Origin of the sequence: Actinacidiphila yanglinensis (assembly GCF_900107965.1) — a bacterium.
GTDB lineage: Bacteria > Actinomycetota > Actinomycetes > Streptomycetales > Streptomycetaceae > Actinacidiphila > Actinacidiphila yanglinensis.
Genome location: NZ_FNVU01000023.1, coordinates 123,308 through 140,008, shown reverse-complemented (window position 1 = coordinate 140,008; position 16,701 = coordinate 123,308). Strand labels below are relative to the sequence as shown.

Here is a 16,701-nt window from a genome sequence, read left to right as displayed (position 1 = left end):
GAGCGCCGTACGAGCGAGACGAGGATGTGATCGGCATGGCCACCCCTTCCACGGGTCTGGTGTGTTTCGAGGTGCCCGGGGAGATCGCGCGCTCCGTCAAGCGGCTGCCCGACCAGAGGCAGCGGCTGGCCGCGCTGACCGCGTTCTTCGAGCACCCCACCGGGACGACGAGCACGGAGCACCCCGCCGAGACGCACTTGGAGCCCGAGCAGCAGGAGTCCGCCGCCGCGCCGGAGGCCGTGCGCCGGCAACCGACCGTCGCCGCCGACGACGCCGCACACCTCGCCGCCGATCTCCGGCCGGACCTCGCGGGTTCGTCTTCGTCGGCCGACGTCCCACCCTCGGTGGACTGGGCCCGGGTCCATCAGCAGAACGTCGGCAGCGTCTACACCAGCGGAGCGAACGAGGTCCTGTGGCATTTCAGTGACCGGCCGCCCGAGGAGGTCTTCGTCCAGGGCATAGCGCCGGCCGAACCGGACCGTGTCGTGGCCCTCGAATACCACGTCAGCGCCGACCCGCTGGACCAGTTCGTGTCGACCACCCGCGATCCCGAACTGTGGCACGACGGGGCGAGGTACCGGTACCGGATCCACCCGTGGCTCAACGGCGACACCACGGGTGTCGACATCAACGCCTCGGTCGATTTCGACACCTACACCGACCTGCGGACCCTGCGCGAGGAACGGGAGGTCGCCTTCAACTCCTTCGTCTCCCCGGCGAGCATCGCCTCGGTCTACGACTCCGAACACCGCTCCACCGGGTTCTGGAACCCCGCCGCCGGGCGTGTCGCCTGGCACCGTGGAACGCACGACCGGCCCCACGAGAAGACCCGCCCGGATCAGGCGTCCCCTCCCTACCAGGGATGGGTCGACGTCACGACCTGGCAGCAGGTGGGCGGGCAACTCGGCGCCAACCACGGTGGCACGTACCGGAGCGGGGACGGCCTCTACTACGTCAAGCAGGCGCAGTCGGCCGACCACGCCCGGAGTGAGGTGCTGGCGGCACGGCTCTACTCCAGTGCCGGTATCCGGGTGCCGGAGATGTATCCGGCCCTCCTGAACGGGAGTCCGGCCACCGCGTCCAGGATCATCGGCGGCGCGACGCAGACGTTCCGCGGGGACATCCGCTCGCCGGCATACCTGGCCTCCGTCCGCAGGGGCTTCGCCGTCGACGTGTGGCTGGGCCACTGGGACGTCGTGGGAGTGGACTACGACAACATCGTCACGGCGGGGCACCGTCCGTACCGCATCGACTTCGGCGGGACCCTGGCCTACCGGCCGGCGGGACTGCCGAAGGGCGACGACTTCGGCGGGATCGCCGACGAGTGGGACACGCTGCGCGACCACGACATCAATCCGGAGTGCGCCAACGTCTTCGCACCGATGACGTCCGGTGAACTGCGGGTGTCGGCGGCGCTGGTCCGGGACCTGCCGCTCACCGAGATGCGAGCTGCGCTCGAAAGCGTGGGATTCTCCCGGGAGAAGGAGAACCGCATCAACGCGCTGCTCGTCCGGCGCCGCAACGACATCCTGCGCCGCGTCCAGGCGATGGGTCCCGTCGGCGGACCGTACGATCGCCGCCCGGCTCTGGACTACGAGTCCACCGGCTCCACTGCCCCGGAGGAGGAAGACGTCGCGTGGGAGGAGAACCCGCCGCGCATCGCGTGGGCCGAGCAGCAGACCACCGGTGAGGTCGACACCGAACGGTGGATCCCCTTCGCGGGCGAGGTCGACGCCTTCGAGTTCGTGCACGACTCCACCGGCCGGGCGGTCCCGTCCCGGCCCGGGGCGTCCGGCGAGCGGACGCGGGTCGCATATGCGTGGACCTGGCTGCGCTACCCCGACGGGGAAGAGGAGTTGAGGCTGACGCGGAACCTGAGACTCGAAGCCGTCGACGCCGACGAGGAAGAGGTCGAACGCCTCAAGCGGGGAGTGCAGCACGCGCTGAAGACGCTGGTCAACGAACCCGGCTACCGCGTGCCCGTGCCCGGCCTCTCGGACGACCCCGGACCGGTGCTCCATGTCGCGGTGCACTTCACCGACAGCTCCGCGGACGCGCACGACGTCATCCAGGTCCGCCGCGGGGAGCCCACGGGCCGGCAGATGGTGCAGAGCACCTGGTTCACCGGTGTCAGCGCGGAAGGGCACGTCCATGAGGAGCTGCACAGCCGGGGCATCTGGGACGACCTCACCCCGCCGGGCGCGCTCCTGACGCCAGGAGGCCGGAACCAGCAGGAGGTGGCGGCCGACGAGACGAGCCTCATGGGCAGGTTCTCCGCCGACAACCTCCACCTGATCCCGGTCCTGACGAAGGACCACCTGCGGCAGATCGGCGAGGTCTTCGCTCCCTATGCCCAGTCGCCGTCCTCCTCCGCCCGGAAGAGCGAGGGCGAGGAACAGGCGGCCGACACCGTTGGGTCGAGCACCCCTGCGCCCACGTCAACGTCCACCTCCGTTTCCACTTCCACCACTGTCACTGCCACTGCCACTGCCGAGCAGGACCGCCCCGAGTGGGAGCGGGCCGCGGAGTTCGCCCGCGGCGCGCACCTGACGCTGGACGGGGAGGGCAGGGTCCGGCTCAGCGACGGGGAGCTGACGTTGACCGTCAGCGTGGCGGGCCTCTCGCCGGACGCGGCGGAAGGCAGCACGATCCCCTCGGACGCGGCGCCCGCACACACGCCGGCGACCCGCCTTCTGGTGGCGCTGGCCCACCAACGCCTCGACGACGGCAAGTTCACGCCCGGCGCGGTGGACGCCCTTCTCGTGAGAGCCCGGCAGTTGATGGACGGCCGGCACGAACTGCCGCCCCTCGTACTCGGCGCCGACTCGGACGCGGACCTGGCCGCAGCCACGGACGGTGCCGCGGACCTGGACGCAGCATCGCTGTCGCGGCGGGACCTCCTCGCCGACATCCGCGCGGTGATCGCGCATCAGCTGTCGCTGGGGGAGGAGGAACGCACGCGGCAGCTGTCCGGAGCGGGCGCGGAACCGGTTCCCGACCCGGCGCTGCTCCTCTCGGAATGGCTCCGGCGCCACTTCCACACCGAACACACCGACCCGACGCAGGTCGCGGGCGGCATGGACCCGGTGGAACAGCTGGTCATGGGACTGGAGAGCCAGCGCATGACCGGGCTGGCCCCGACGCAGCAGCAGAGCTACTGGATCCAGCAGATCCGGCAGGGAGCCGTCGCGCTCAACCCGTACCAGCGGCAGCGCCTGACCCAGATCGGCGTCCTCGCCCCGGCCCCGCAGACCGCGGCGCCGTACGCGTACCCGGTCGCCCAGGCCGGGCCCTCCCACCAGGGGGTCCTCCCGCCGGCCGCGGCGCACCCGTACGGGTATCAGCCGGGTGCCCAGCAGTCCGCCCCCTGGCAGGTTCCGCCGACCGCCCACGGCACCGTTCCGCACGGCACCGTCCCCCACGGCCCGGTGCCCACCTGGATGACGGCGCCCCCGCCGCAACCGCCCGTCCAGCAGCCCTACGCCGCCGCGCCGTCCCCGGAGGACGAAGAGGGTCCTGACCCGGTCGACCTCTACTACGAGATCGCTCCCGCCATGAAGCCCTTCGTCACACGTGAGGAGATGGACGAGGAGGAGATCATGGCGGGCGAGAACATGTATCTCACCACGTTTCCCAGGCTCCCCGACGGGACGCTCTCGCCGGAAGCGGTCGACCTCTACCTGGACGTGTACCGGGAGGCGCACCGCTCCAGCCTGGACAACGTCCGCGCCCACGCCGAGATCACCCTCACCAACCTCGACGTCGAGAGGCTGAGGGGCGTGGCCGGGCCGTACCTGGCCGAGTTCCCGGAACTCGCCACGCTCATGGAGTCCTCTTCCGCACAGGGCGGGGTCGACCGGAACACCGACTACCGCACCAGGCGCGTGGACCAGGGCGGCGTCCGGGTGGACATCTCCTCCATGGCGGAGGACCCCTTCCGGGAGTCGCGCGAGCGCTACGCCCTGTCGATGATCTCCACGCTGCAGGACGTCGGCCTCGCCGTGCCGCCGCGGGTGAAGATCCACCTGCCCAAGTACCACCGCCTGCTCGCAGTGACCCTCCAACCCGACGGCACCAGCCTGCACATCGAAGAGGAGCAGGCGGACGACAAGATCACCCACGACACCTATGCCGTGTTCGTCGAGCCCGACACCATCCTGATCAGTGCGATGGCCGTCGCGCCCCGCCCGCCCGGCACCAGGCCCGGCGTCCTGCGCGCGGTCGACGACCTGCTGGAGGACGGGAGGTTCGGCATCGTGCTCCACGAGGGACTCCACATGGCCGACTTCTTCCACGACCCCCGCACCTACGTGGACCGGCACAACGTGGAGTTCCGCCCCCGGTACAGGTCCGTCGTGCGGCGGGTCAGCGCCTACGGAAGCAAGGACGCCCACGAGTTCATCGCCGAGTACGGGCTGGCCCGCATCCTCGGCGTGCCGTTCCGGGACCAGGACAGGGCGGTCCTGGACCAGATCTACGCCGCCCTCGGCGGCCCGGTCGGCAGGTTCGGGCCCCGTCTGGCCCGGGCCCCGCGCCTGACGCGTCCGGAGTTCGCCTACCTCTTCCCGCATCTGCAGGCGGCGCTGGCCGGGATGGGGGCCTCCATCCATCCGGAGGAGCAGCTCGTCCTCAGCGCGCACGACCACCTGGCGCCGTTCGACCAGTGGCGCGCCCTCCCCGACCGGGTGGGACCGCTCGCCCGGGCGATCCGCCGGTTGAGGCAGCCGTCACTGCCGGGCCCCGGCGGCTGGAGGGAGCCCGTCCCGGCGTCCGACAACGGCCAACGGGAGGGCAGCGGACGGGGCTTCGGGGCCTCGGTCGACCTGACCTCGGCGCAGGAGGATTCCCCCGCGCTCCAGGTGGCACGCGCGCTCGCGGACGTGCCCGAAGGCGTGGAACAGCCGGTGGCCGCGCGGACGGAGGCCACCCGCCTGCTGGCCGGCCTGCTGCGCCACGACGGGGTCCGGCAGCGGCTGCTCGACGGGGGAGCCCGGGTGATCGTCGTCCCCGCGTCCCTGAGCCTGCCGGAGCTGATGGACTCGCCGCGGTTCGCACCGTCCACCGTCGACGCCGAAGAGCCCCTGTCCGAGGGGACGTTGCCGTCCGCGGAGGTGCGGGGCTGGACGTCGGCCTCGCGCCCGCTGTCCTTCGTCAGCGAGGAGAACCTGCTCGGACTGGGCACCGGCCCGGCCGGCCGCGTGCACCGCGAGGGCTACAGCTCGGCCCTGCACGAGATGGCGCACCTGGTGTACCGGTACGGCCTCGACGAGGAGCAACGCGCAGGCGTACAGGCCGAGTACGAGCGGCAGCTCGCGGCCGGGGAGGACGGTCAGTGGGTGGACGGGCCGCTCCGGAGTACAGCCACTACAGCCACCGAGGCCGGGCGCACCGGCAACTACGCGTCGACCGGCGTGGAGGAGTTCTTCGCGCAGACGGTGCTGGCGTACTTCGGTGCCAACGCCGGCCGCGACCCCCTCACCGGCGAGGCCCGCAACAACGGCGCCCCGTGGGTCGCGGAGCATCTTCCCCCCGTGCACGCCCTGTTGGAGGAACTGGTCGGCGCGCCGCCCGTGGAGCCGCTGGCCGCGAACGCGCTCTCGGTGTCCGACCGCGACGCTCACCTGTGGGAGGCGCTCGCCGACCACACCCGCCTCACCGAGGGCCCCCTCGCCGAGGCCACCCGCACCGACGGCACCCGCACCGACGCCGGGCAGCGCCCCGCCGGAACGGAACCCGCCGAGACCGGGCCGGCCGAGGCCGAACCCGCCGAGGCCGAGCAGCCCGCAGCAGCGGAACCCGGCGAGGAGACCGGCTGGGACCGCCCGGTGGGCGCCGCGTTCCCGGGCCGCCGCAGCACCATGCCCGGACCGGACGCCGTCAGCCCGGAGCGTGCCCGAGCCATCGCCCGGGCCTGGCAGGAGTCCTCGCAACTCCGCGGCTTCGGCGGCTTCGACAAGCGCTCGCCCGGCGTCACCGCCATCGACACCGCGCTGCAGCAGTGGACCGCGGCCGTCTCCGCGCGGCCGGGCGACCTCGCTGCGGACCGGGCGGGCCGGACGGCGGTCGGCAACGCCCTCGACGAGTGGCGGGCGGGCAAGAGCTCCAGCCAGCGGATGAAAGCGGCGGACGCCCTGCAGCGCTCCCTCGACGGGGAACGCCGCCGCATCGAGGACGAGTCCGGGTACGCCTCGGTGGCCGAACTGGTCCGGGACCTGCACGCCTCGGCCCGCGTCGCGGACGTGCGCGGCGCCGAGCACGGCCCGCTGGGACCGGACCTGTTCGGCGTGCGCGCACCGGTCGCGGTGCCGGACTTCCTGCGGGAGGGCGGCCTGCCGACGGGCCGTCCCTACGACTACTCGCGGCTGAACGCCGACGAGTCCGTCCACTTCCTGGTCCTGCTGGACATGCTGCGCACCCCCACCGCCGCGGAGATGGACCCGAGCGGCTGGAACGTACCGCTCGGGACCCACAGCCTGTCCTCGCAGCGTCCGTCCCGCCAGTGGGCCCCCGCGCGCGACGCCAGACCCCTCCCGTCGAGGACCGTCGACGTCACCATGCTCGTGTACGGGAACTGGTTCGGCACCACGCTCAAGCCCACCGGACCGTCCGCCGGCTCCTGGGCGAGGTTCCGCGAGGCCGCGCGGTCCCTGGGCGGCGAGGCGACGTTCGTGCTGTTCAGCGACCGGCCCCGAGCGGCGATGGCCGCGGTACGCGACCTCGCCGAGCCCCCGATGCTGGAGCCGAACCGCTCGGACTGGTTCCTGGTGCGGTGGGCCAGGGAAGGGAGCATCAAGCTCGTCAACCTCCACGAGGCCGTCGCGGTGTCCGGGGGCAGCCGGCTGCTGCCGCTGATCCGGACCGAGCTGGCCAAGCAGACGCCCCAGGGCTACGCCGCGGCGAGCGACGCCGCCCGCGTGTTCGAGTTGAAGCAGTGGGGAGGCCTGTACTCCGACCCGGACAACGAGATCATCAGCCTCGACTTCCTCCGGGAGATGGGCAGCGGGCGGCGTCAGGACACGTTCGCGATCGGCAGCGGACCCGAAGGGGCCGGAATCGTCAACAACCCCGTGGCCGCGACCCGCCACCACCCCCTCCCCGCCCTCCAGGAGGAAGTGCTCCTGGACAACTACGGCCTGACGCAGCCGGAACTCTTCCAGCGGTTCGGTCCGCGCTTCCCGCGCCCGGCCCGGATGCGCAGGAACTCGGTGCTCTTCCGGACCGGGACCGCCCTCCATGAGGCCCTGGAGCAGGCCGGCTACACGCCCGAGACCGCACCGGTCATCCCCGAGAGCCAGGCCCGGGTCAACTACGACAACAGCTGGCTGAGCGCGCCGGAGACCGGCGCGCGCCGCCGGTGGACCCGGCAGGACACGGCGGAGTTCACCCGGAAGGTCGTCCACTCGATGGTGCGCAGCCTGTACTACCGCGCCGGGGACCTGCACCTGACACCGCTCAAGGACGCGGTGGTGACGCACGCCGACCCGGCGCTCGTCTGGAGCGCCGCGTTCGCCTTCCTGAGCGAGCGGAGCGACCTGCGGCCGATGCTGCGCAGCGTGTCCTACTCCGACCCGACCGACCCGGACGGCGACACCTGGGAGCTGATCCACGACCTGCTGCCCGCGTCGGCCGCCGGTCTCCTGCGGTCCTCCAGCAGAACCCCGTTGCTGGATCTGAACGGGCAGTGGCTCGACGAGGAACCCGTCGGCGCGCGCCTCCTGGAAGGACCGGGCCGGCACGCCGACCAGGGGACGCACGCCGGTACGCAACGGCCGGTCGGGGCGAGTGCTTCGGCCTCCCATGCCACGGCCTCGGGTACGGCCGACCACGACGCGGCGACCCGCGCGGGCTGGATCGCGGACGCGTTCCCGTGGCTGGCGTCGGTCAACCCCCTGCTCGCGCAGGGGGACGAGTTCGCGACGAACTGCGTGCTGACGACGATCGCGGTGGAGTTCTCCCTCGCCGACGGCGAGCCCCACCGGGCCGGTGCGTCGGAGGCCCAACCGGCCCGTGCGCTGGTCGACTTCGCCGACGGCAGGACGGTCCGGACGTTCACCGACTTCGGCGAGGTCACCTCGCTGATGGCCGATGCGCCGAGGGGTGCCCGCGGAGTCGTCATCACCTGGCAGGGCGCCGGGGCGCACCACGATCCCGATGCGGCCGACCACGCGTTCAACGTGGTGAACCACCCGGCCCTGGGCGTGGTCTACCTCGACGGCCAGACCGGAGGCGAGGCCGAACTGCCGGCCGGCCCGCACACCCTCCAGTTCCTCGCGATGACCGACGGCATCATCGAACCGCCGGACGCGCACACCTCGGGCCGGCCCGCGGAGACGGCCCCGGCTGCCGAGACCGTCGCTACCGAAGAGACGGCCACCCGTGCGCAACGCCTCGCTCCCGCCGAGCCGGCCCGACCGACGCCGGCGTCCGCGCCCGCGACCGCGCTGCGCACCCCCGAGCCCTCGCGTCCGATCGCGTTCCTGGACACCGCTCCGCGCACGGTGGTGCGCGGCGGCTCCGACGCCGTGCGCGTTGCGGAGAACGCGGGGACGCGTGCGGGCGAGGAGGCAGTGGCGGCGGAACCGGTGCGGACAGGAGCCGCGGAGAACGCAGCCGTGGACGACGTCTCGCCGGGGGACCTCGCTCCGGAGGACGTCGACGCCCTGATCGCGAGGTTCCGGCCGGAGGTCCACCCGGCGCTGCGCGTATGGGAGCAGTCGATCGCCGACCCCACCAGCACGCTCGCGGGGATCCTGAAGTGGCCGGGCTCGCGCTCGCTCGTCTTCGGGACCGGCCTGGACAGCCCGGTGTGGGCGATCAACACGACGGGCACCATCAAGTGGTTCACCCTCGACGTCCGGGCGATCGGGACGCCGGACTTCGCCGAGGGCGAGGTGGTCTCGATCGATATCGACAACCGGGGCCGGCTGACCGGCCCGGCGGCGCAGTTCGTGCAGGCCCAGGGCGGGGCGGCGGCGCTCGGGGGACTCAAGAACGGGTTCTGTGACGTGAACCTCGGCTCCGATCTGGGTCAGGTGTTGGGCTGGCACACCCCCGGTGCGTAGCCCGGCAGGCCCTCATACGTATGTCAGGAGCCGGCGCACGGGCTTCGTCCGGTCCCTTCCGGTGCGGCCCGGCGCCGCTCCTGACGCGCGTACACGCGGTGCGAGCAGCGCTCTTTGTGTCGTGGAGCGACATACCGGGACGGGAGTGAAGCGGGTAGCGTAGCGGTGCATGATCCGACGGAGTAACCTCTCCGACCAGTAACGAGCGGTGTGCTCCGGACCGCCACCCGCCGCGGTGGCGACAGGAACAGCGGTCCTCCGGGGCCCGGCGCCGGTGAACGGCGTGCGCGCACCCACGCCCCAGCGCGGACGCGGACCGGGTCATGCTCCAAGGAGGAGGAGCCCGTTGGACGTTCTGGTGCCGGACGATCCGGTGTTCCACGCGCGGTTCCAGAGCCTGGAAGAGGTGTTCCTGCGCCGGCTGCACCGCTTCCAGGGCGCCCAGGGCCCCGAGTCGGAGGACGAGCGGATGCTCCTGGACGCCTACGACAGCTGGGTGCGGATCCTGGTGGAGCTACCGCACTGGTCGCACCGACCACGCCGGGGGGATGCGACGAGAGAGCCGCGGGGCAAGGAGGACGAGGACAGGACGACGGACGGGATCATCCCGTCCGGTCGCACCACGTACACCCTCTACGGTTCCCGCGGAGACCGGCTGACGAGCCTGTACCCGGTCGAGGTGAACGCCGCCGACCTCGGGTGCCTCACCGCCTGCGTGGACCTGCTCACCGCCGCCGGCCCCGAGCGCGTCCCCCCGGTCGCGCCGCTTGCCGCGACCGTCCCGCCGCAACAGCCCGACGCGCTCGCGGACGTCCTGCGCGGCGTCGTCCAGGTCCTGCGACTGTGCCCCCCGCACCGGCTGCTGCGGGCCCTGCGGCACGTCGTCCCGCGCGGCCCCGTCGTCTCGGTGACCTTGTCGCCGGCCCAGGACGTCGAGTACCGCCGCTTCACCGAGCAGTTCGTCACCGTCCTCAGCGCGGCCGACCCCGCCGCCCACACCGGCCACCGCTCGGTGCATCCGTGACACCCGCGGACGACGGGCCGGCCACCGGGCTGCGGAAAGCAAGCTGCATGTGAACTGCCTGGTCCCTCACCTGCGGGTTTGCTGGGATGGGTACCGGCAGCAGAGCGCCCCCGTCCAGCCGGTGGGGCGCTCGTCGGCGGATCGGGAGCATCGATGAACGCGCAGGTCGGGTCGCACGCTCGAGGGTCGGGAAGGGGGCAGGCGCAGGCTCTTGCGCGCGTCGTCCCCTTCACCGGCTCCCTGCCGGCCGACTCGGGCCTCGTCGGCCGCGACGCCGAACTGGCGGCGCTGCGCGACTTCCTGCGTGAGGCGGCGGCCGGCGGCGCGGCGCAGGTGCTGAGCGGGCACGCCGGCTCGGGCAAGACGGAACTGCTCGAAGCGACCGTCGGGATGGCGACCGCCGCGGGCATGCGCGTGCTGCGGTGCGCCGGTGCCCGCGGCGGCAACCCGCCCGACCTCTCCGGCCTCCTCCAGGCGATGTGGCCGGTCCTGGAGAGCCCGGACCTGCCCGTCACCGCGCAGGAGCGGCGCGCGCTGGAGATGTCCCTGGTCGAGGACTCCGCCCACCCCGACGGCCGGGCCCGGCTGCCGTTCGCCGTGCTGGAGACGCTCGGCAGAGTGGCGGCGGCGCGGCCCCTGCTGATCGCCGTGGACGACTGGGACGCGCTCGACGCGCCCAGCCGGGAGGTGCTGTCCTTCGTCGCCCGCCGGATCGAAGGGCACCGGGCGGCCCTGCTGGTCGCCTCGCGCCCGCACCCCACGCACCAGGCGTGGCTGACCGGTCTGCCGCACCTGCCCCTCGGCCCGCTCACCCCGGCCCAGTCCGCGACCCTGCTGGGCAGGCGGCGGCCGGGCCTCGACCCGCAGGCCGTACGTGAGCTGCTGGCAACGGCGGCCGGCAACCCCCTCGCCCTCGTCGAGTTGCCCGCCCGGTCCGAGGACACCCTGCCCGGCGTCCCCCCGTCGTCCGACCGCCTCGCCTCCGCGATGGCCCCCGGACTCGCCCGCCTGCCCCGGGACACGCGGGACCTGCTGCTGGTGGCGGCACTCGACCCGGAAACGGACCTGCCCCTCCTCCTGTCGGCCGCGTCGCGGATCGCGGGCACCGAACTCGGCTACGGGACCGTGGAACCGGCCGAGCACATGGGCATCGTCCGGTGCGAGGGCAGGCGCCTGGTCTTCAGCCACCCCGCGACCGCCGGCGCCGTCGCCCACGACACCGATCCCGCGCGCTGCCGCGCCGCGCACGCCGCCCTCGCCGCGGTGCTGCCACGCGACCAGGTGGGGACCCTCTGGCACCTCTCCCAGGCGGCCGAGGGGTACGACTGCGAACTCGCCGCCCGACTCGAGGGCGCGCACCGCCGCGCCCTGGAGCGCTGCGAACCGCCCATGGCCGTACGCCTGCTGAAGCGGGCGGCCGGGCTGTACAGCTCGCCCGACGACCAGCAGCGCTGCATCCTGCGGGCCGCCCAACTCGCCCACTGCCTGGGCATGGACAGGATGGCGCGGACCATGGCGCACCGCGCGCTGCGCCTCCCGCTCGGGCCGCTCGGCACGCTGTGCGCGGAGGCGCTGAGCCGGACGGGAAGCGGGAGCGGGCACCAGTCCACCGACCCGGCCGGCTGGCCCGCGCCCGCGGACGCCACCGAGCTGGAGAGCGCGCTGGAGCTGGTCCGGCTCACGGCGCCCGCCGTGGCCGGCGGCCACGAACACGCGGCGGCGTTCCTCGACTTCCTCGACCGGCTGCCCGAGCAGGCCACCGACTCGCGCCTGCTGTACGCCATGGCGACGGTCAGCCCGGTCGGCCGTTCCGCCACCGTCATCGAGCGCCTGGCCGGGCACCAGGGGCTGCCCGGCGCGCCCGCCCGGGACCTGGAGCGGCTGGCCCAGGCGGCCCTGCTGGCCGGCGACCCGCTGCGCGGGCTCGACCTGTACCGCCGGTCCGAACGCCGACACATCCTCCGCGAGCGGCCCGCCGATCTGCCCCGCGTCCTGCTCGGCCAGGGGCTGGCACACCTGGCGATGGGCGACTGGGCCCAGGGCGCCCACTGCTTCCGGCAGGCCGGGACGCTCGCCCACGACCACGGACAGGGCCACCACGCGGCTGCCGCGGACGTGCTGGGGAGACTGACCGGCAGCCTGCGCACCGGCACGGTGCCCGCCGGCGGCTTCGGCGACCTGGAGACGGCCGGCCGATCAGTGGCCGGCATCGCCGACATCGTCGCCACGGGCTCCGCGTGGGCGTCGATCGAGGGGGGCGACTTCGAGGCCGGCCACGCGGCGCTGTCCGCCCTCCTCACCGACCCCGGCAGCCGCATCACCGCGCTGTTCGCACTGGTGCCGTTCGCGGAGGCCGCGGAGGCGGTGAACGCGGCCGGGGCGGCGCTCGCGACCCTCGACCGGCTCGGCCGCGAGCTGGACGCGGAACGCGCCCCCGCCCTCTCCGCCCGCCTCACGGTGGCACGCGCCGTCCTGGCCGGCGACAGGGACGCCGAAGCGCTGTTCGCGCGCGCCTTCGCCGAGGACCTGTCCCGCTGGCCCTTCCTGGAGGCCCCGCTACGACTGGCCCACGGCCGGTGGCTGCGGCGCCGGCGCCAGTCCCCGGAGGCCCGGGTCGTCCTCCGCCAGGCCGCGGCGGCCTTCACCATGGTCGGCGCGGAAGCGCGTGCCGCGCGCATCGCCGGCGAACTGCGCGCATCCGGCGAGCGGGCGGAGGGCCACCAGCCGGGCGCCGCCCAGCCGACCGCGGCCGGCGAACTGCTCAACGCGCAGGAACTGCGGATCGCCAGGCTGGCCGCGCGCGGCCTGTCGAATCGCCAGATCGGCGAGTTGCTCGACCTCTCCCCGCGCACCATCGGCGCCTACCTCTACCGCATCTTCCCCCGCCTGGGCGTCACAGCCCGCGCCCAACTCGCGGACCTCCTCCGCGAATCCACCGCCGCCTGATCCGTATGCCGCCGCGCGGTGGGTACGTTTCCACGCGGCGCGTTTCCGCGTGATCCGCAGGTGGCCGCGTGTTCCGTACGTCGGTGCCCGGTCGGCACGCGCCCGAACTGTACGTCGCCACCCGGGTCGCACCCGCCTGACCCGTTCCGGCCCGTCCCGCACACCACCGCGCGATCCGCGCAGCCTCGTGCCGCCAGGGTCAGTCCCGGCCGTACCGCTCCACGACCCGCACCCGGGTCACTCCGCGCCGAGCCGCTCCGCGAGCTGCACGCGGGAGGTGACGTTCAGCCGCGGGAAGATCTGGTACAGGTGCGAGGCCACCGTGCGCGGGGACAGCCGCAGTTGCTCCCCGATGGCCCGGTTCGTCAGGCCCCGGGCGGCCAGCCGCGCGATGGTGAGCTGCTGCGGTGACAGCAGCTGCGCGACGTCGTCCCCGGCGGGTTCGGCCGGCGCCTGCCCCGCCGCCCGCAGTTCCGAGGCCGCCATCTCCGCACGCGTGCGCGCGCCCAGCGCCCGGAAGACCGCCTCGGCCCGCGCCAGCGGCTCCCGCGACTCGGTGACCCGCCGCCGGCGCCGCAGCCAGGCACCGTGACCGAACAGGGCCATGCCGTGCAGCAGGGGCCACGTCTCGACGTCCGGCTCCAGCGCCCGGCCGTACCTCTCCTCCGCCTCCTCGTCCGGAGCGAGGACCGCCCCGGCGTACGCCATGATCTGCCGGCGCAGCGGCGACGGCGCCGCGGTGCGGGTCAGCGCGTCGACGTGCGCGACGACGGCCCTGGCGTCGGCCGACTCCCCGGCGGGCGCCGCCGCCTCCGCCAGGAAGGCCACCCCGAGGAACTGCTCGAAGGTCAGCGGCCCGGCCGGCTCGGGGAACAGGCCGCGCAGCTGGACGTAGGCGTCCGCGTACCGGCCGGTGCCGGACGCCGTCAGCGCCCTGGCCAGCGTGACCAGGGTCAGCTGCCGGCTCTGGCCCAGCCGCCGGAACGCCTCCTCGGCCTCCGCCGCGTACGCCACCGCCCGGTCGTGGCTGCCTCGCAGGGCCTCCAGGACGCTCTGGACCCCCCTGGCCCTGGCCGCCCACTGGGGCTGCCCGGTGCCAACGGCGACCCGGTGACCCTCCTCGGCCATCGCCTGCGCGCCCTCCCACCGGGTGCCGAGCCAGATCTGCCCCATCGCCCCGGGCACCAGGAAATGCGGCAGCCGGCCGTAGTGCCCCTCGGCGCGCACCGCCGGCTCCGCGAGGGCGAACAGTGCCGAGGACCGGGTGAAGTCCCCCGTCAGGTGGGCCACTTGACCCAGCAGGACCGGCTCGCCGGCGCCGGCCGAGCCGTGCGGCGCGGGCCCGGCGTCCTGCGGGAGCGGGTACGGGAGCGGGAGCGGGTAGGGGAGCGACAGCGGCTCGATCAGCGCTCTGACGGCGAGATCGCGCCCGTCCCAGGGCGGCGTCCGCAGCTCCTCGAAGGTCCGCCCGACCAGGTCCCGGTCCTCGGTCCCGGCCTCCTGCCAGTAACACCTGCGGGCCGCGGCGTGCAGGAGCTTGCGCATCAACTCCCGGTCCCGGCCTGCCATCGCCCGCGCCGCCTCGCACAGTTCGGCGATCCGCTCCCGGCCCACGGCGTGGCTGTCCGGCAGCAGGTCGTGCACCCACAGCAGCGTCGCGCGGACGAACTCGCTGAGCTTCGCCGGGTCGATGCGCCGCGCGTACCCCAGCGAATGGTCCGCCAGGCCGTGGGCGTACGCCACCTCGGCGGCCCGCAGCAACCGGCCGGCGCGGCGCTCCGGGTCGCCGGAGACCCGGGCCGCGCACTCCAGGGCGGCCAGGACCACCAGGACGCCGGTGCCCGCACCGGGTCCGTCCGCCAGCGTCTCCACCCGCCGGGCGAGTTCCTCGTCCGCGCCGGCGGCGCACTGCGCGGCGTGCCACGCCGCGTGGGCGGGGTCGGCGACGGCCCGCCCGAGAGCCGCGTGGACGCTCAGGCGCCGAGCCCCGGACTCCAGGGCCGGCACGGCGGACCGCAGCAGCGGCAGCGGGAAGCGCAGCCGGCCGTCCTCCTCGACGACCAGCCCGCCGCCGAGCACCTCGGCCAGGCCGGCGCGCGCCGCCTCGTCGCGGCCCAGCAGGTTCGTACCGGCGGCCAGCACATCCCGGACCAGCGGGGAGATGCTCAGCGCCGCGGCCAGCAGTACATCGCGGGCGGGCACCGACAGGCCCTCCAGGTACTGCGCGTACGCCTCGGCCAGCCGGGGCGTCGCGGGCAGCATGCCGAGGCCCGCGGTGTCGTCCAGATCTCCGTCGCCCAGGGAGAGCTCCGTGAGCGCCAGCGGGTTCCCCCGCGCCACCGCGAGGACGAGTTCCCGCTCGGTGTATCCCGGCACGCGCCCCGCGCGGGCGATGAGTTCACGTGCCTGCTCCTCGGGCAGCGGCCCGAGCGCGACCGCGCGCCCCTGCGCGGCGGTACCGTCGCCGGGAGCCGACCGTCCGGCGACGATCATGGACACCCGGGTCCCGCCGCACAGCCGGGTCAACTCGCCCACCGTCTCCCGGCTGGCGGCATCGAGCACGTCGAGGTCGTCCACGCACAGCACGACCGGCCCCGGGGTCACGACCAGCAGGTCCAGCGCGGCCCGTGCCAGCCGGGCCGCCGGGGGAGGGGCCGCGCCGCCGAACGCCTCCCGCAGCACCGCCTGCTCGGCGGCGGGCAACTCGGCGAGCAGCGCCAGCCGGGGCCGCAGCAGGCTGTGCAGCGCGGCGTGCGGCAGGTGCCGCTCGCCCGGCGCCCCGGCCGTCGAGAGCACCGCGATTCCCCGGCCGGCCGCGGCCGTCGCCGCGTACCGCAGCACCGCGGACTTGCCGGTGCCCGGGGCCCCGCTCAGCAGGAGGACCTGTCCGCGGCCACCCCTCGCGTCGCCGCCCCTCGCGTCGTCGAGCGACCCGTCATCGAGCAGCACATCGTCAAGCAGCGTGGCCACGATCGCCTGCTCGGCCTCACGGCCGACCAGATCAGTGTCGCGTGCATCGACGTGCGCCCTCATCCGACGGTTCCCTCCTCGCTCTGTTTGGTTTCCATGGTGGCCGAAGGCGTCCGGGGAGGACCGGCCCGGCGTGGCCCCCGGGGGTCCTGGCGGCCCGGCGGCCGCGCGGAAGGCTTCAGTGATCCGGGTGCCCGTCGCCGTCCGCGCCGTCCGCGCCGCTGGCGAGGGCCGCGGCGTACAGATCGCGGATGCTGACCTCGTCCCCGGACCGCAGCCGGCGGAAGACCCAGTCGACGGGGTGGCATTCGCGCGCGCCGGGCAGGACCACGACCGGCTGGCCGCCCACGACACCGGTGGGCCGGCCCCAGGTCCCGCCGGCCTGCCGGTTGAGCATCTCGCCCACGTAGCACCCGAAGGCGACGAGGGACTCGACCATGTCCTCACCCGTGGCACCCGCCGCCCGGAAACCGTCGACGATGTCCTCCACGGCAGCGAGGCTGTCGGCGGAGTAGTCGAGTTCCGCACCGCTGATGTCGGCCGCGGCCGCGACGATGGCGGCCGCGTGCCGCGGCGCGTCGCCGGGCTCCAGCGGGGTGGTCAGGTGCGTGGGCATGTTCGTCCTCGGGCTGATGCCGTCAATGAGTCGAGGGTAGGCGGAGAGGCCGGTCCGGTCATGCGTGCGAAGGTATCGATACG

5 protein-coding genes are annotated in these 16,701 nt (G+C 74.1%); 3 read left to right on the top strand and 2 right to left on the bottom strand.

From position 1 onward, the window contains the following. Nucleotides 1-35: 35 nt before the first annotated feature. The 3 genes from C4U44_RS34920 to C4U44_RS34910 all read left to right on the top strand — a co-directional run bounded on the left by C4U44_RS34920 (nt 36) and on the right by C4U44_RS34910 (nt 13,032). Nucleotides 36-9,062 (top strand): scabin-related ADP-ribosyltransferase, encoded by a 9,027-nt coding sequence (locus C4U44_RS34920; RefSeq protein WP_146088417.1) that lies wholly within the window; start codon nt 36-38, stop codon nt 9,060-9,062. Nucleotides 9,063-9,408: 346 nt separating this feature from the next. Then, nucleotides 9,409-10,086, top strand: coding sequence for a hypothetical protein (locus tag C4U44_RS34915; protein ID WP_103890096.1), 678 nt, complete (start codon nt 9,409-9,411; stop codon nt 10,084-10,086). A 153-nt stretch (nt 10,087-10,239) separates the two neighbouring features. Beyond that, the gene (locus C4U44_RS34910; RefSeq protein ID WP_103890095.1) at nt 10,240-13,032 is read left to right on the top strand and encodes an AAA family ATPase; all 2,793 of its coding nucleotides are present in this window, start codon (nt 10,240-10,242) and stop codon (nt 13,030-13,032) included. A 237-nt stretch (nt 13,033-13,269) separates the two neighbouring features. Here C4U44_RS34910 and C4U44_RS34905 read toward each other — a convergent pair whose 3' ends face one another. Both C4U44_RS34905 and C4U44_RS34900 read right to left on the bottom strand, forming a co-directional pair. Further along, the gene (locus tag C4U44_RS34905; protein WP_103890094.1) at nt 13,270-16,065 is read right to left on the bottom strand and encodes a helix-turn-helix transcriptional regulator; all 2,796 of its coding nucleotides are present in this window, start codon (nt 16,063-16,065) and stop codon (nt 13,270-13,272) included. 115 nt (nt 16,066-16,180) lie between these two features. Further along, on the bottom strand, nt 16,181-16,618 hold the full coding sequence (locus C4U44_RS34900; protein WP_103890093.1) for a hypothetical protein: 438 nt from the start codon (nt 16,616-16,618) through the stop codon (nt 16,181-16,183). Between the last annotated feature and the right edge of the window lie 83 nt (nt 16,619-16,701).